Genomic DNA, 16520 nt, shown 5'->3' with positions numbered 1-16520 from the left:
GCTCAACCAGACCCTGATGCTGTCGCTGTCGATGGTGGTGATCGCCTCGATGATCTCGGTCGGCGGCCTGGGCCAGATGGTGCTGCGCGGCATCGGCCGGCTGGACATGGGTCTGGCCACGGTCGGGGGCATGGGGCTGGTGCTGTTGGCGATCTTCCTCGACCGCCTGACCCAAGCCATGGGCGCGCGCACCAATGCCGACCCGAGCCTGCGCTGGTACCACACCGGGCCCGTGGGTGCGGTGCTGCGCCTATGCGGCTCAGGGCACGCTGCAGGGCGGCGCAAGACCGCCTGACGCAAACACATTCGTACTGCCGCACACGACATAAAAACCAGAAGAAGGTACGCGACGATGTTGGAATCCAAGTTCTCCCGCAGCATCCTGCAAGGCGCCAGCGCGCTGGCCCTGGTAATCGCCTCGCTGTGCGCCAACGCCTCGGCCGACAAGCCGGGCGAGGGCGTGAAGGTCACGCCGATCTTCCCCTCCATCGCCGAAGAGCGCTTCCGTGGCGAAGTCGCCATGGAAGGCCTGCGCGAGCTGGGCTACAAGGTCCAGGAGCCTAAGGAAACCGAGTACGGCGTGATGATGGTGGCCCTGGCCAACGGCGATGCCGACTTCACCGTGCACCTGTGGGACAAGCTGCACGACAAGTTCTACCAGCAGGCCGGCGGCGATGAAGTGATGGTCAAGGCCGGCGACATCATGCCTGGCGTGCTGCAGGGCTACCTGATCGACAAGAAGACCGCCGAGCAGTACCACATCAAGTACATCACCGACCTGAAGAAGCCGGAGATCGCCAAGCTGTTCGACACTGACGGCGACGGCAAGGCCAACCTGACTGGCTGCAACCCTGGCTGGGGCTGCGAGCTGATCATCTCGCACCACATCAAAGCCTATGACCTGGACAGCAGCGTGCACGTCGACCAAGGCTCGTACTTCGCGCTGATGGCGGACACCATCACCCGCTACAAGGAAGGCAAGCCGATCCTGTACTTCACCTGGGTGCCACAGTGGATCTCCACCGTGCTGGTTGAGGACAAGGACGTGGTTTGGCTGGAAGTACCGAAGACCGACCTGCCGGATGGCAACAACGATGTCGACACGATGTACAAGGGCAAGAACCTGGGCTTTGCGGTCGACAAGGTAGAGGCGGTGCTGAACAAGGAATTCGCCCAGGAAAACCCGGCAGCCACCAAGTTCCTGTCGCTGATGCAGATCACCACGGCGGACGAGAGCGCGCAGAACCTCAAGATGCAGCAAGGTGAGAAAAAGCCTGCTGACATCACCCGCCATGCCAAAGAATGGGTTGCGGCGCATCGCCAGCAGTTCGACGCGTGGCTGCAAGCGTCGCGCGCGGCGGCGACACAGGCCAGCAAGTAACCTGTTCCATCGGTGAGCGCTTCTTCGCGGGCAAGCCCGCTCCCACAGGGTTCGTGCCAGCGTTGGGTTTGCGCGCTGCCTGTAGGCGCGCTTGCTCGCGAAGAAGCCAACGCGATTTTTGCAGTTGAGTCAAAGCCATGAGCCATTTCGAAAGCACCCTCAAGAACGCCAACCTGGCCCACCTGGACACCTCAGGCCGTACCTCGCTGTCGATGCCATGCCAACGCGTCGCCTTGGTGTTACGTGAGCATTTCTCCATGATGGCCTTTACTGCGGCCATGGACACCCTGGTCACCGCCAACCTGATGAGCGCCACGCCACTGTTCCAGATCCAGGTAGTGGGTGATGGAGCACAGGTGATGAGCGACCTGGGCATCGCCTTGCCGGTCAACACGCCACTGGCCGAGCTCGATGTGCAGGTGCTAGACACCCTGTTGGTATGCGGTGGGTTTCGGGTGCGCCTCGAGAGCGCACCGCTGCTGCGCGCCAAGCTGCGCCAGGCCGACCAGCATGGCTGCCAGCTGGGTGGTCTATGGAACGGCACCTACTTTCTGGCCGAAGCGGGCCTGCTCAATGACCACGCCTGCGCCTTCCACCCCGATGGCCGGGCGATGATGAGCGAGCTGTTCCCCAAGGTACGTGTCAGCCGCCAAGCCCATGTGTTGGATGGTCGGCGCCTGAGTTGCGCAGGGGCTAGCAGTGCCCTGGACATGATGCTGGCCTTGCTCGAACACAGGGGTGGCAACGGGTTGCGCCGGGCGGTGGAGCAGATGCTGGCCTGCGATCGCGCACGGGTGATGAGCGATGCCCCGGCCACTGCAGCGGACATCGACCCCAGCCTGCCCAAGGGCATACGCTTGGCCCTTGAGCTGATGCATGCGAATATCGAAGACCCGATCGGCATCGACGAAATCGCCGAACATGCAGGCTTGTCGCGTCGGCACCTGGAGCGGCTGTTCCGCCGCCATGTACAGGCGACACCGCCGCGCTACTACCTGGAATTGCGCCTGACCCATGCCAGGCAGTTGCTGCAACACACCAGCAAGTCATTGACAGAAGTGGCCGTGGCCAGCGGCTTTGTCAGTTTTCCGCATTTCTACCGGCGTTTTCGTGAGCTGTTCGCCGTTGCGCCGCGCCAGTTTCGGGCGAGGAGCCAGGGGTGGGCAGGGCGGCAGGAAGTGGCGGTGCATTGAAAGGTTGCGTTCCGCGCCATGAGCCATGAATGTGCCTTGTCACTCTTCTGCCCTGATTTGCATATTGTTGATGGTCAAGGCTCCGTCGGCATGTCTCAGGAGCGTATGGGTCAGATCTGACATATATTCTGGCAACTCTTGAGCTAGCATCTGGGTATTCTCTGCGGCAAGACTTTGAACATGGTTTCTCAAGGTCCGGTAGTTGGCATGGTTAGGTGATTGAGGATTGCCAAAGCCCTGTCTGTTCGCTTGCAATAGCCTTATTGCAGAGATGACGTAGTTGTCCAGCACATCTTGTGGATTAGGTGCGGCAGCCGGGGCTCCACCTATATTGATCGCGCGTTGCGCTGCACTCGCTTCGGGCGCCACTGGAGCCACTGGAGCCACTGGAGCCTGTAGAGGCGCAGGATTTCGATCAGCTGACGCCGCGGGAACGGCGTGCCTCCTGTTGGCCGCTCTGTTTGGGTCGTGACGGGTTCGTTGAATTGCCCGGCTGCGAAGCACGAGTAGCTCATTTGGAACTAGCGCGTTTGGCTCGCCCGCCCGTCCCTCTGGGTCAACCAAGTTGACCGGGTCGCCGTTACAATAGGCATAGCTGTTCAAACCACCATTCCCGAATGGGCTTACTTTATCGGGAGAAACGAATCTGCCCAAGGCTGGGCTGAACGAGCGGTAGCCATTTCCCAATAAATATAAGCCTGTTATTGGATCTTGTTGCTCGCCTGTAAATTTAAGTCGGATGGGCATCTGAGAAAGCGCGAGGGCGAACCCAAAGGGCAAATAATTTACAAGGCCAGTTTTCCCTTGTGCGTAGGCGATTATTATCGAGTTTTGGCTGTTGGTAGCCAACAAGGTGAAACCGGTTTTTGTGTTAATCATCAGAATACCCATCAACACTCGCGCTCGTAGATAGATAGCTCCGAATTGTCACTTGTTGTAAGCGTGCTAACAACTAGCAGAAATACCAGGTAGCTGCATTTACCTTCGCCTGTGCCGGCCTCTTCGCGGGTTAACCCACACAGCGTCTTCCTCGGCCCTTGAGACCTTCGCAGCCCTGTACAGAGGCCAGCACAGGAAAATACTGTTCGATAAGCGAACACTAGCTGCATCCGACCTGTCCGCTATCCGCCCATGCAATCCCATCGCCACATTGCCCAACCCCCGCCTTTTTGCTGTAGTGTACCTAACCACCGGTTGTCGCCTGCCCCCGCGACCCGTAACCGGGCCGATAGAATGACCGTGACGACCGCAACCACAGCCCACAAGGCTGTAGGAAGCGGCGACTAGAACAATAACGAAACCGAGTGCCTTGCCTATGGAAAGCCGCCTGCTGAGCGAGCGCAGTAGCGTGTTTCACCACGCCGACCCTTATGCTGTGTCCGATTATGTGAACCAGCACGTGGGCCAGCACTGCATCGGTTTGTCGCGCACCACCCACCCCCAGGCCAGCCTCAGCCACCGCAAATTCGCCGAACTCGACCTGTGCCGCATCAGCTACGGCGGCAGCGTGCGCGTCACCTCGCCCGCGTTGGAAACCATCTACCACTTGCAAGTGTTGCTCAACGGCAACTGCCTGTGGCGCGGGCCCCAGCGCGAGCATCACTTGGTGCCGGGCGAGTTGTTGCTGATCAACCCAGACGACCCGGTTGACCTGACCTACTCGGAAGACTGCGAGAAATTTATCCTCAAGGTGCCGACCCGGCTGCTCGATTCGATCTGCGACGAACAACGCTGGCATCGCCCGGATGGCGGCGTGCGGTTCCTGCGTAACCACTACCGGCTGGAAGAGTTGGACGGCTTCGTAAACCTGCTGGCGATGGTGTGCCATGAAGCCGAGGTGAATGAGTCGTTGCCGCGGGTGCAGGGGCATTACAGCCAGATTGTGGCCAGCAAACTGCTGACCTTGATGAGCACCAACATTCGGCGCGAAAGCCTGAGTGCACCGGCGGCTAGCCTGGAGCGGATTCTGGATTACATCGAGCGCAACCTGAAGCTGGAGCTGTCGGCTGAGGTACTGGCGGAGCAGGCCTGCATGAGCGTGCGGTCGCTGTATGCGCTGTTTGATCGGCACCTAGCCACCACGCCTAAGCATTATGTGCGGCAACGCAAGCTAGAGCGGGTGCAGGCGTGTTTGAGTGACCCCACGTGTGGGGTGCGGAGTGTGACGGAGCTTGCTCTGGATTACGGCTTCCTGCATTTGGGGCGGTTTTCCGAGGTGTACCGGCAGCAATTTGGTGAGCTGCCATCGCAGACCTTCAAGCGACGCGGTTAAGCGGAGCCGTGCTTCGTACCTGTTATTTCTGCCAGTTGCGGGCGGATTGGCGCGGACCCACCATTTGCCTTCATGGATAAAATGGTGGCACTTATGTCTACGTCGCAGCAATTGTATTTTTACTCGCCGGAGGGTCTGGCGATGGTCAAATATCCTGGTACGCAGGCATCGACTATGTTGCGCGCCGCAGAGCAGGTGCTCGCCCAGAAAAAAGATGAACAAGTTGCGATGTGCTCAAGTGACCTGCAGGGTTCGATCATAGGGCTCACGGGTGATAAAACGTCTTATTCGATTCAGTACACGCCTTACGGCCATGACGCTGACATCGTGGATGCCCCTTTGCTGCGATTCAACAGTCAGCGGAAAGTATCCGTCACAGGGCACTACTTATTAGGGCAGGGATACCGTGGGTTTAACCCTGTTCTGATGAGGTTCAATAGCCCCGACAGTCTGAGCCCATTCGGTGTAGGAGGGCTCAATTCTTACACATACTGTGGTGGGGACCCTGTTAACAATACTGATCCCAGTGGTCATAAGGGCGTTCGGAAGCAAAATAAAACTGGCATTAGGCCTGATACAGGAAACACTAAAAGTGGGGATACTATCAATCCAGATTATTCACGGGCGCGTTCTCATGTTGTGAGCGAGGATGTTGTAGCTACAGTTAACGAGCTGGGCCGCAATAATGGGAGCCAATTGCAGAGAATTGTTGAAGCTCCGATATGGTCTAAAGGAGACTATTTAGTGGTGGAGGGGAGTGTTTTAACACTGTCCAAGAATTACGGAGAAACACTCAGCACGAACGCCCAAGTAACGACTACAGCGAGCAACTTTCACAATCCCCTGGCGGAGCAACAGCGTAGAATATGGGAGGCGCTTAAGTTTCTTACTCCGCTTCACGTTAAAATGAAAGCAGCCGAGGACATCCCTCGTATTACCAGTTGGCTCCATGACCCCAAACGGCTGGTTCCAAAAGTGCGAGATCCCGACAAAGCTGGATAACACTCTGCACAATCCGGATAGTCCCCCACCCATCGAATCCCTAACCTGACCCGGTCTGAACAATAACAATGGAGACCCTGGCCATGTCCCTGGGATTCGACTACCTCAATGCCATGCTCGAAGACGACCGTGAACAGGGCATCTACCGCTGCAAGCGCGAGATGTTCACCGACCCACGCCTGTTCGACCTGGAGATGAAGCACATCTTCGAGGGCAACTGGATCTACCTGGCGCACGAAAGCCAGATCCCCGACAAAAACGACTTCCTCACCCTGACCATGGGGCGCCAGCCGATCTTTATCGCGCGCAACAAGGATGGGGTACTCAATGCCTTCCTCAATGCCTGCAGCCACCGCGGCGCCATGCTGTGCCGGCACAAGCGCGGTAACCGTGCCAGCTACACCTGCCCATTCCATGGCTGGACCTTCAACAACAGCGGCAAACTGCTCAAGGTCAAAGACCCGAGCAACGCCGGCTACCCCGACAGTTTCAACTGCGACGGCTCCCACGACCTGACCAAGGTCGCGCGCTTCGAGTCGTACCGGGGCTTTCTGTTCGGCAGCTTGAATGCCGATGTGAAACCGCTGGTAGAGCACCTGGGCGAGTCGGCCAAGATCATCGACATGATCGTCGACCAGTCGCCCGAAGGCCTGGAAGTGCTGCGTGGCGCCAGTTCGTATATCTACGAAGGCAACTGGAAGCTCACCGCCGAGAACGGCGCCGACGGCTACCACGTCAGCTCCGTGCACTGGAACTACGCCGCCACCCAGAACCAGCGCAAACAGCGCGAGGCGGGTGACGAGATCAAGACCATGAGCGCAGGCGCTTGGGCCAAGCAGGGCGGGGGCTTCTATTCCTTCGACCATGGCCACCTGCTGCTGTGGACCCGTTGGGCCAACCCAGAAGACCGCCCGGCCTACGAGCGACGTGACCAGCTGGCCGCCGATTACGGCCAGGCGCGCGCCGACTGGATGATCGAGAACTCGCGCAACCTCTGCCTGTACCCCAACGTGTACCTGATGGACCAGTTCAGTTCGCAGATCCGTATTGCCCGGCCGATTTCGGTGAACAAGACCGAAATCACCATCTACTGCATCGCGCCCAAAGGCGAGAGCGCTGACGCCCGTGCCAAGCGCATCCGCCAGTACGAGGACTTCTTCAACGTCAGCGGCATGGCCACCCCGGACGACCTTGAAGAGTTCCGCTCGTGCCAGACCGGCTACGGCGGCGGCACCGGCTGGAACGACATGTCCCGCGGCGCTGCCCACTGGGTCGAGGGCGCTGACGAGGCGGCCCAGGAAATCGAGCTCAAGCCGCTGTTGTCAGGCGTGCGCACCGAGGACGAAGGCCTGTTCGTGCTGCAACACAAGTACTGGCAGGACACCATGATCCAGGCGCTCAAGGATGAACAGCAACTGATCCCCGTGGAGGCCGTACAATGAGCCTCTACGAAACCGTGCGCGACTTCCTCTACCGCGAAGCGCGCTACCTGGACGACGCCGAATGGGACCAGTGGCTGGAGCTGTACGCAGCCGATGCCAGCTTCTGGATGCCGTCCTGGGACGATGACGACCGCCTCACCGAAGACCCACAAAGCGAAATCTCGCTGATCTGGTACGGCAACCGTGGTGGCCTCGAGGACCGGGTGTTCCGCATCAAGACCGAGCGCTCCAGCGCGACCGTGCCGGACACCCGTACCTCGCACAACATCAGCAACATCGAGATCGTTGAGCAGGGCGAGGGTTACTGCCAGGTGCGCTTCAACTGGCACACACTGAGCTTTCGCTACAAGACCACCGACAGCTACTTCGGCAGCAGCTTCTACACCCTCGATTTGCGCGGCGAGCAGCCGTTGATCAAGGCCAAGAAGGTGGTCCTGAAGAACGACTACGTGCGTCAGGTCATCGACATCTACCACATCTGAACCGAGGTAACGCGAGCCGCCCGGTGTGCCGCATGGCGCGCCGCGGGCAGGCTCGCCCGCGAGGTGCAACATGAGCTTCCAGATCGCACTGAATTTCGAGGACGGGGTAACCCGCTTCATCGAGGCCACTGGCCATGAGACCGTGGCTGACGCCGCCTACCGCCAGGGCATCAACATCCCGCTGGACTGCCGCGACGGCGCCTGCGGTACCTGCAAGTGCAAGGCCGAGTCCGGGCGCTACGACCTGGGCGACAACTTCATCGAAGACGCCCTGAGCGAGGACGAAATCGCCGAAGGCTATGTGCTGACCTGCCAGATGCGGGCTGAATCCGACTGTGTGGTGCGCATCCCGGCCTCTTCGCACGTGTGCAAGACCGAACAGGCCAGTTTCGAAGCCGCCATCAGCGACGTGCGCCAGTTGTCGGCGAGCACCATTGCCCTGTCGATCAAGGGCGAGGCGCTGAGCCGGCTGGCGTTCCTGCCGGGGCAATACGTCAACCTCAAGGTGCCCGGCAGCGAGCAGAGCCGCGCTTACTCGTTCAGCTCGCTGCAAAAGGACGGCGAGGTCAGCTTCCTGATCCGCAATGTGCCGGGCGGCTTGATGAGCAGCTTCCTCACCAACCTGGCCAAGGCCGGCGACAGCATGAGCCTGGCTGGGCCGCTGGGCAGTTTCTACTTGCGGCCGATCCAGCGCCCACTGCTGTTGCTGGCAGGTGGCACCGGGCTGGCACCGTTCACCGCGATGCTGGAGAAGATCGCCGAGCAGGGCAGCGAGTACCCGTTGCACCTGATCTACGGGGTCACCAACGACTTCGACTTGGTCGAACTGGACCGCCTGCAGGCCTTGGCGGCGCGCATTGCAAACTTCACCTTTAGCGCCTGCGTGGCCAACCCAGACAGCCAGTACCCGCAGAAAGGCTATGTCACCCAGCACATCGAACCGCGCCACCTCAATGACGGCGATGTGGACGTGTACCTGTGCGGGCCACCGCCGATGGTCGAGGCAGTCAGCCAGTACGTTCGCGAGCAGGGCATTACGCCGGCGAACTTCTACTACGAGAAGTTCGCCGCCGCGGCCTGAGTTTCCTTGGGGCCGCCCTTGTGGGAGCGGGCTTGCCCCGCGAACACGGGCGCAGCCCGTGCCATCCACCGTGGGGTCTGCTAGCGGGGCAAGCCCGCTCCCACAGCGTCCGCGTCAGCATGGAGAAATACTGATGAACACAAGATTTCAAGGCAAAGTCGCCCTGGTCACCGGCGCCGCCCAAGGCATTGGCCGCGGCGTGTGCTGGCGGCTCAAGGCCGAAGGCGCGCAGGTGGTGGCGGTGGACCGCTCCGAGTTGGTCCACGAATTGGCCGGGGAGGGCATGCTGACCCTCACCGCCGACCTCGAACTGCACAGCGATTGTGCCCGCGTCATGGCCGCTGCGGTCGAAGCGTTCGGCCGCCTCGACATCCTGGTCAACAATGTCGGCGGCACCATTTGGGCCAAGCCTTTCGAACACTACGAAGTGGAACAGATCGAGGCCGAAGTGCGCCGCTCGTTGTTCCCCACCTTGTGGTGTTGCCATGCCGCGTTGCCGTACATGCTCGAACGTGGGGCAGGGGCCATTGTCAACGTCTCGTCCATCGCCACCCGTGGCGTCAACCGCGTGCCCTACGGCGCGGCCAAAGGTGGCGTCAACGCGCTCACTGCCTGCCTGGCTTTCGAAACCGCCGGGCGCGGTATCCGTGTCAATGCCACTGCCCCTGGCGGCACCGAGGCACCGCCACGGCGCGTGCCGCGCAACGCCGCCGAGCAGAGCGCGCAGGAAAAGGCCTGGTACCAGCAAATCGTCGACCAGACCCTCGACAGCAGCTTGATGCACCGCTACGGCAGCATCGACGAGCAGGTCGGCGCCATCCTCTTCCTGGCCTCCGACGAAGCCTCCTACATCACCGGCGTAACGCTGCCGGTAGGGGGCGGCGACCTCGGCTGAGTCAGCCCCCCGGCAACCGTTTTACTCCACAACAAAAACAACAGAGACAGATGCCATGCGAACCCTTGACGTGCACCCGATCATCGATAATGCGCGCTTTACCGCGTTCCACTGGATGGTCATGGCCTGGTGCGGCCTGCTGCTGATCTTCGACGGCTATGACTTGTTCATTTACGGCGTGGTACTGCCGGTAATCATGAAAGAGTGGGGCCTGACGCCCCTGCAGGCCGGCGCCCTGGGCAGTTATGCGCTGTTCGGCATGATGTTCGGCGCCCTGGTATTCGGCAGCCTGGCCGACCGCATCGGGCGCAAGAAGGGGATCGCCATCTGCTTCGCCTTGTTTTCCACGGCGACCATCCTCAACGGCTTTGCCACCAGCCCCAGCGAGTTCGGCATCTACCGCTTCATCGCCGGCCTCGGGTGCGGCGGCTTGATGCCCAACGCCGTGGCATTGATGAACGAATACGCCCCCAAACGCCTGCGCAGCACGCTGGTGGCGATCATGTTCAGTGGTTATTCGCTGGGCGGCATGCTGTCGGCAGGCGTCGGTATTTTCATGCTGCCGCGTTTCGGCTGGGAGTCGATGTTCTTCGCTGCGGCGGTACCGCTGCTGCTGTTGCCGGTGATTCTCTATTACCTGCCAGAATCCATTGGCTTCCTGGTACGTAAAGGGCGTACCGAAGAAGCCCGCAAGCTGCTCAAACAGCTTGACCCCGCGTGCGACATCCAGCCTGGTGACGTGCTTCAGGCAACCGACCGCAAGGGGGCTGGCAGCTCGGTCGTCGAGCTGTTCCGCAACGGCCTGGCCGTGCGCACCCTGGCCCTGTGGCTGGCGTTCTTCTGCTGCCTGCTGATGGTCTACGCGCTCAGTTCGTGGTTGCCGAAGCTGATGGCCAACGCGGGTTACAGCTTGGGTTCGAGCCTGTCGTTCCTGTTGGCGCTGAACTTCGGTGGCATGGCCGGGGCGATTTTGGGGGGCTGGTTGGGCGACCGCTACAACCTGGTCAAGGTCAAGGTCGGTTTCTTCATTGCAGCCGCGCTGTCGATCAGCCTGTTGGGGGTGAACAGCCCGATGCCGGTGCTGTACCTGCTGATCTTCATCGCCGGCGCCACCACCATCGGCACGCAGATCCTGCTGTATGCCGGCGCGGCACAGATGTATGGCCTGGCGGTGCGCTCGACCGGCCTGGGCTGGGCGTCGGGCATTGGCCGCAATGGCGCCATTGTCGGCCCGCTGCTGGGTGGCGCGCTGATGGGCATCAACCTGCCGTTGCAACTGAATTTCATCGCGTTCGCCATCCCTGGCGCGATTGCCGCGCTGGCCATGGCCGTGCACCTGGTCAGTGGCAAGCGCCATGGCCTGTCCACGGCGGCGCAAGCGTAATGAAAACCTTGATCAAGGACAGCTCGCTGTCCGCCATCGTCGCCGGCTGCCTGGCGACGATGATCTCCTACGCTGGCCCATTGGTGATCATCTTTCACGCTGCCGAGGCCGCGCAGTTGTCCCATGGCCAGCTGTCTTCCTGGGTCTGGGCCGTTTCCATGGGCAGCGGAGTGCTCGGCGCTGTACTCAGCCTGCGCTACCGGGTGCCGGTTGTGATCGCCTGGTCGATCCCAGGCTCGGCGCTGTTGGTCACGGCCCTGCCTGAACTCGGCTTGGAGCAGGCCGTGGGGGCGTACCTGGTGGCCAACCTGGTCCTGCTGCTGATTGGCATCAGCGGGGCCTTCGACCGCATCATCGCGCGCCTGCCGGGCTCCATTGCCGCCGGCATGCAAGCCGGCATCTTGTTCAGTTTCGGCATCGAGGTGTTCCGCGCCTTGCCGGTACAGCCGCTGCTGGTGGTGGCGATGTTCATCACCTATGTGCTGATGCGCAGGCTTCAGCCGCGCTATGCGGTGGCCGCCGTACTGTGCGTGGGCACCGTGGTGACCGTGGCCAGCGGGGCGTTTCGCAGCGAGGCGTTGGTGCTGCAACTGGCCTCGCCGCAATGGATTGCCCCGCAATTCAGCTTGGCGGCGGTGTTCAGCCTGGCGTTGCCCATGGTGCTGGTGGCCCTCACAGGGCAATTCATGCCGGGGATGGCGGTGCTGCGCAACGCCGGTTACGCCACACCGGCCAGCCCGCTGATCAGTGCCAGCGCCATCGGTGGCGCCGTGCTCGCGCCTTTTGGTTGCCACGGCCTGAACCTCGCGGCCGTCACCGCAAGCCTGTGCACAGGCCATGAGGCCCATGAAAACCCGCGCCGGCGCTATGTCGCGGCCGTTGCCGGCAGTGTGCTGTACCTGCTGCTTGGGGTTGCTGGGGCCACGTTGATGTCGCTGTTCGCGGCATTTCCGGCGGCACTGATCGCGGCCCTTGCCGGGCTGGCCCTGTACGGGGCAATCAGCGAAGCCCTGGCACGCAGCCTCGCCGAGCCTGCTGAGCGAGATGCCGGGCTGTTCACTTTTTTGGTCACCGCTTCGGGGGTGTCCTTCCTTGGCCTGTCGGCGGCGTTCTGGGGGCTGCTGTTCGGCCTGCTGGCCCACGCGCTGCTTGTTCTGCGGCGGCCTCAAGCGCGGGAGGTAATGCGCCGCACCCCATGATGCCTGTGTTCCCAGCGCTTTATTCCATAAAAACAAGATCAAGAGAGCTTCGGAATGAACCACACCCCTTGCGTCGCTATTGGCCTGACATTGCTCAGCCCACCGCTGCTGGCTGCTGAAGGCGGCTTCTTCGAGGATTCGAAGGCCAGCCTCAGTGCCCGTAATTACTATTTCAGCCGCGACTTCTCCGACATTGTCGGCGCCAATCAACAGTCCAAGGCCGAGGAGTGGGCCCAGGGCTTCATACTTGACTTCAAATCGGGGTACACGCCTGGCACGGTGGGGTTCGGGGTGGATGCACTCGGCCTGCTGGGCATCAAACTCGACAGCAGCCCCGACCGGGTCAATACCGGCCTGTTGCCGGTGCATGGCGATGGCCGCGCCGCAGACGAATACAGCCGCCTGGCGCCGACGTTCAAGGCCAGGCTGTCGAAAACCGAGCTGCGGGTGGGCGAACTGCAGCCCAACCTGCCAGTGCTGACATTCAGTGATATCCGCCTGCTGCCGCCGACTTACCAAGGTGCCAGCCTGTTGTCGACCGAGCTGCAGGGGCTGACCTTGCAAGCCGGGCACCTGACCTCAACCCACCTGCGCAACGAGGGCGGCGACGGCAAGATGAATGCCATGCTCGGCCACGTGCCAATGCGTCAGGCTGAAGGTGACGCGTTCAACTATGTGGGGGGCGACTACGCGTTCAATGCGAACCAAAGCAGTGTCAGCCTCTGGTACGGGCAGTTGGAAGATATCTACGAGCAAGGTTTTGTCGGCCTTAAACACAGCAAACCTGTCGGCGACTGGGTGCTGAGCGCCAACCTTGGCTATTTCACCGCCCGCGAGGACGGCGACGCCCTGCTGGGCAGTATCGATAACCAGGCATTCTTCTCGCTGTTCACTGCCCGCCATGGCGGGCACAGCTTCCATGCAGGGTATCAGGGCATTTATGGCGACAGCCCGTTCCCGCGGGTATTTGCCAACATCTCCCCCTTGGGCAACGAGGTGCCAACCTACGAGTTCGCCTACACCGACGAGCGTTCCTATCAGGTGCGCTACGACTACAATTTTGCCGCCATGGGCGTGCCGGGGCTGACGGCAACGGTGCGGTACATCACCGGCAACAATGTCGATACCGGGCAGGGCTACGAGGGTCGTGACCGGGAGCGCGACCTGGATATCGGCTATGCGGTGCAGAGTGGGGCGTTGAAAGGCCTGGGCATTCGCGTGAGAAATGCCATGGCACGGTCCAACTACCGCAGTGATATCGACGAGAATCGCTTGACCCTGGTGTACACCTGGCAGTTGTTGTGACTACCCAGCTGCCATCTTTTGTCACTGAGCCGCATTTGCACCCAGAGGGTAGAGGGGGTTAGCTTTCACGCGTCATCCTCTCAGGAAATCCCGCCTTGGACTCATTGACCCAAGCCGTACTCGGCGCCGCCCTACAGGGCACTGTGCTCGGTCGCATCCAGGGCCGCCGAGCGCTGCTGTACGGCGCAGCGCTGGCCACATTGCCCGACCTGGACGTAGTCATCCGCTACGCCGACCCGGTGTCGCAGATGACCTACCACCGGGGGTTCTCCCACTCCCTTTTCGTCCTGACCGGGCTGGCGCTGCTGCTGGCCTGGTGCGTCAACCGGTGCTGGCCAGGCAAAGGCTATACCGTGCCGCGCCTGTTTCTGGCGTTCTGGCTGGTGCTGGTCACGCACCCGGTGCTGGACGCTTTTACCGTGTATGGCACGCAACTGTTCTGGCCGTTGGCGCTGACCCCGCAAAGCTGGGCTGCGGTGTTCATCATCGACCCTGTCTACACCGTGCCGCTGCTGGCGGCAGTGATCTACACCCTCGCCAAGGGCGTGACGGGTACTGCCGTGCGGCTGCTGACCCTGGCACTGGTTTTCAGTACGGCCTACCTCGGCTTTGGCCTGGCTGGGCGCATGCAGGCGGAGCAACGCTTTCAGGCCGAGTTGGACCAGCAGGGCATCACGGTCAGCGACGTACGTGCCGTGCCGATTGCCTTCAACAGCCTGATCTGGCGCGTGCTGGCCAAGACGCCGGACGGCGACTACTACGAAGGCGTCAGCAGTGAGTTCGACCAGCAACCGCCAGAAATGCAGCGCCTGCCACGCAACCTTGAGCTGGCCGCTGCGCTTGGCGGTGCGCCTTTGCATCAGCGCCTGCGCTGGTTCACGGATGACTGGTTGCGCTATGACGAAATCGACGGGGCGCTGGTGGTGACCGACCTGCGCATGGGCATCCCCGGCAACTACACCTTCCGCTTCAACATGGCCCACCGTAATAGCCAGGGGCACTGGATTGCCGACACGCCCACGGCGTGGCAAGGGGCAGGGGTGGCATCAATGTTCAACGGGCATGACCTGGGCTTGATCTGGCGGCGTATCGTCGATCAGCACCCCCCATTGCCACTGGCTGAGTGGACTTCGCGCTACCTGGGGCCGGCTGCAGTACCGCCCAGGGGCGATTAAACGAAGATTCTGTTTACCGCCGCAGCCCCCATTTTGCGGGGGAAATCGGGTACAGGGCGCAGCTATTTTGCGGCTTGGTGGAATTCTTAGTAGCTTATCGTCGCCAAAGGGCTCAATATGCCACTGCAGGGGCTGGTTGTTTGATAAGGCCCTCGTTGTAATTTCACGTAAAACGCATCAAATAAGCCATCGAGGGCTCAGAGCATGTCCAGACAAACCGGTACAGTTAAATGGTTCAACGATGAAAAAGGGTTCGGCTTCATTACCCCAGCGGGTGGTGGCGACGACCTCTTCGTTCATTTCAAAGCCATTGAATCGGACGGCTTCAAGTCGCTGAAAGAAGGCCAGACTGTTAGCTTTGTTGCCGAAAAAGGGCAAAAAGGCATGCAGGCCGCCCAAGTGCGACCTGAGTAAGACACGCACCCGCCGGCTCGGCGTTCGAACAGGTGCTTGCAACCTTGCGGGTTGACCTGGGTGCTTGATCGAACGGCGTGAAGCCTGGCAATTGTGTGGCGTGTAAAGAAAAGCTCCGTATCGAAAGATAGGGAGCTTTTTTTGTATCTGCCGCAACGCGGTAGAACCGCCAAGCGGCTTTGCAGCCCCTTGGCTTCAATCAAACGGCTGCCATCAATTGCGCGCCAGTCGCCCACTCACGTAGTGCGCCACGTCATTGAACCCTGGCGTCGAGGCATGGCCCGGCGTTACCAGCGAATCGATGAACGCTTCATCCTCCGCCGTGATCTTCACGTCCAGTGCGCCGGCATAGGTGTCCCATTGTGCTTCGGTGCGCGGCCCGACAATGGCCGAACTCACCAGTTGGTTATTAAGTACCCAGGCAATCGCGAACTCGACGATGCCCACGCCCTTGGCTTCGACATACGCCTGGATCTGGCGGGCGATGGCCAATGATTCCTGGCGCCATTCCACTTCCATGATCCGCTTGTCCTGGCGCCCGGCACGGCTGCTGGCATCTGGCACCGAGCCGGGTGCGTACTTGCCGCTGAGCACACCGCGGGCCAAGGGGCTGAACGGCACCACGCCCAGGCCATGGTAAGCCGCAGCGGTCAGCTGTTCGGGCTCTGCCTGGCGGTTGACGATGTTGTACAACGGTTGGCTCACCACCGGCTTGGCCACGCCGAGTCGCTCGGCCAGGTGGCACAGCTCGGCAATGCGCCAGCCGCGGAAGTTGGACACGCCCCAATAGCGGATCTTGCCTTGGCGCAGCAGGTCGCCGATGGCTTGCACGGTTTCCTCCAGCGGTACCTTGTGGTCTTCGCGGTGCAGGTAGTAAACGTCGAGGTAGTCCAGGTCCATGCGCGTGAGCGTCGCGTCGATGGCATTGAAGATGTGCTTGCGCGAAAGCCCGCTGCGGTTGGGCAGGCCGTCGGCCGGGCCAAAGCCGACCTTGGACGCCACTATCCAGTCCTGGCGATGGCGCGCCACGGCTTCACCGACGATTTCTTCCGAACGCCCGCTGTTGTAGACATCGGCGGTGTCGATGAAGTTGATGCCCTGGTCCCAGGCTTTTTCGATGATCCGCAGTGAGTCCTCGGTGCTGGTCTGCTCGCCGAACATCATGCTGCCCAGGGTAAGGGCGGAAACCTGCAGGCCACTCTGGCCAAGGGGACGGTAGATCATGCGGTTGAGTCCTTTGCAGTGGGCTTGTCTGCCTGTTTTACACACAACCGCACGCCATTGAAAGCCCGCCA

Annotated in this window: 15 protein-coding genes and 1 pseudogene; 14 read left to right on the top strand and 2 right to left on the bottom strand. The window is 61.1% G+C overall.

Annotated elements, in window-relative coordinates; all coding sequences use genetic code 11:
* From HU750_RS18480 to HU750_RS18470, 3 genes and pseudogenes are all read left to right on the top strand, one after another.
* A pseudogene (locus HU750_RS18480) lies at positions 1-295 on the top strand (glycine/betaine ABC transporter permease); the annotation flags it as partial.
* Between the two features lie 57 nt (positions 296-352).
* Positions 353-1381 (top strand): glycine betaine/L-proline ABC transporter substrate-binding protein ProX, encoded by a 1029-nt coding sequence (gene proX / locus HU750_RS18475; protein WP_186681667.1) that lies wholly within the window; start codon positions 353-355, stop codon positions 1379-1381.
* Positions 1382-1518: 137 nt separating this feature from the next.
* Positions 1519-2574 (top strand): GlxA family transcriptional regulator, encoded by a 1056-nt coding sequence (locus HU750_RS18470; RefSeq protein WP_186681665.1) that lies wholly within the window; start codon positions 1519-1521, stop codon positions 2572-2574.
* A 39-nt stretch (positions 2575-2613) separates the two neighbouring features.
* Here the strand turns inward: HU750_RS18470 and HU750_RS18465 are convergent, their stop codons facing one another.
* The gene (locus tag HU750_RS18465; RefSeq protein WP_186681663.1) at positions 2614-3465 is read right to left on the bottom strand and encodes an RHS repeat-associated core domain-containing protein; all 852 of its coding nucleotides are present in this window, start codon (positions 3463-3465) and stop codon (positions 2614-2616) included.
* Between the two features lie 424 nt (positions 3466-3889).
* On the opposite strand from HU750_RS18465, the gene benR reads away from it, so the two are divergent.
* The 11 genes from benR (at position 3890) to HU750_RS18410 (ending at position 15225) form a co-directional block, all read left to right on the top strand.
* The gene (benR, locus tag HU750_RS18460; protein WP_186681661.1) at positions 3890-4846 is read left to right on the top strand and encodes a benABC operon transcriptional activator BenR; all 957 of its coding nucleotides are present in this window, start codon (positions 3890-3892) and stop codon (positions 4844-4846) included.
* 93 nt (positions 4847-4939) lie between these two features.
* Complete coding sequence (locus HU750_RS18455; RefSeq protein WP_238348922.1) at positions 4940-5848, top strand: RHS repeat-associated core domain-containing protein; 909 nt, start codon at positions 4940-4942, stop codon at positions 5846-5848.
* Between the two features lie 83 nt (positions 5849-5931).
* Positions 5932-7290, top strand: a complete 1359-nt coding sequence (benA, locus tag HU750_RS18450; RefSeq protein WP_186681659.1) for a benzoate 1,2-dioxygenase large subunit — start codon at positions 5932-5934, stop codon at positions 7288-7290.
* The gene (gene benB / locus HU750_RS18445) at positions 7287-7772 is read left to right on the top strand and encodes a benzoate 1,2-dioxygenase small subunit (RefSeq protein ID WP_027595427.1); all 486 of its coding nucleotides are present in this window, start codon (positions 7287-7289) and stop codon (positions 7770-7772) included. The genes benA and benB overlap by 4 nt, the downstream gene beginning before the upstream one ends.
* Before the next feature lie 70 nt (positions 7773-7842).
* Positions 7843-8853, top strand: coding sequence for a benzoate 1,2-dioxygenase electron transfer component BenC (gene benC, locus HU750_RS18440; RefSeq protein ID WP_186681657.1), 1011 nt, complete (start codon positions 7843-7845; stop codon positions 8851-8853).
* Between the two features lie 133 nt (positions 8854-8986).
* A complete protein-coding gene (locus tag HU750_RS18435; protein ID WP_027595425.1) occupies positions 8987-9748 on the top strand; it encodes a 1,6-dihydroxycyclohexa-2,4-diene-1-carboxylate dehydrogenase in 762 nt (253 codons plus the stop codon).
* A 55-nt stretch (positions 9749-9803) separates the two neighbouring features.
* Positions 9804-11132: an MFS transporter gene (locus tag HU750_RS18430; protein WP_186681655.1), complete on the top strand. Its 1329-nt coding sequence runs from the start codon at positions 9804-9806 to the stop codon at positions 11130-11132.
* Positions 11132-12331, top strand: coding sequence for a benzoate/H(+) symporter BenE family transporter (locus HU750_RS18425; protein WP_186681652.1), 1200 nt, complete (start codon positions 11132-11134; stop codon positions 12329-12331). Before HU750_RS18430 ends, HU750_RS18425 begins: the two co-directional genes overlap by 1 nt.
* Positions 12332-12385: 54 nt before the next feature.
* Positions 12386-13636: an OprD family porin gene (locus HU750_RS18420; RefSeq protein WP_099429408.1), complete on the top strand. Its 1251-nt coding sequence runs from the start codon at positions 12386-12388 to the stop codon at positions 13634-13636.
* Positions 13637-13731: 95 nt separating this feature from the next.
* Positions 13732-14811 (top strand): metal-dependent hydrolase, encoded by a 1080-nt coding sequence (locus HU750_RS18415; RefSeq protein WP_186681650.1) that lies wholly within the window; start codon positions 13732-13734, stop codon positions 14809-14811.
* Positions 14812-15015: 204 nt separating this feature from the next.
* Positions 15016-15225 carry a cold-shock protein gene (locus tag HU750_RS18410; protein ID WP_186681648.1) on the top strand — a complete coding sequence of 70 codons (210 nt, stop codon included), beginning with the start codon at positions 15016-15018 and terminating at the stop codon, positions 15223-15225.
* A 213-nt stretch (positions 15226-15438) separates the two neighbouring features.
* Here the strand turns inward: HU750_RS18410 and HU750_RS18405 are convergent, their stop codons facing one another.
* On the bottom strand, positions 15439-16449 hold the full coding sequence (locus tag HU750_RS18405; protein ID WP_186681646.1) for an aldo/keto reductase: 1011 nt from the start codon (positions 16447-16449) through the stop codon (positions 15439-15441).
* Between the last annotated feature and the right edge of the window lie 71 nt (positions 16450-16520).

The sequence above is a fragment of the Pseudomonas sp. SWRI50 genome (assembly GCF_014269095.1).
In the GTDB taxonomy this organism is placed as follows: Bacteria; Pseudomonadota; Gammaproteobacteria; order Pseudomonadales; family Pseudomonadaceae; genus Aquipseudomonas; species Aquipseudomonas kermanshahensis.
Note: the sequence above shows the minus strand (reverse complement) of the source record. Positions and strands in the feature narration are given on the sequence as shown.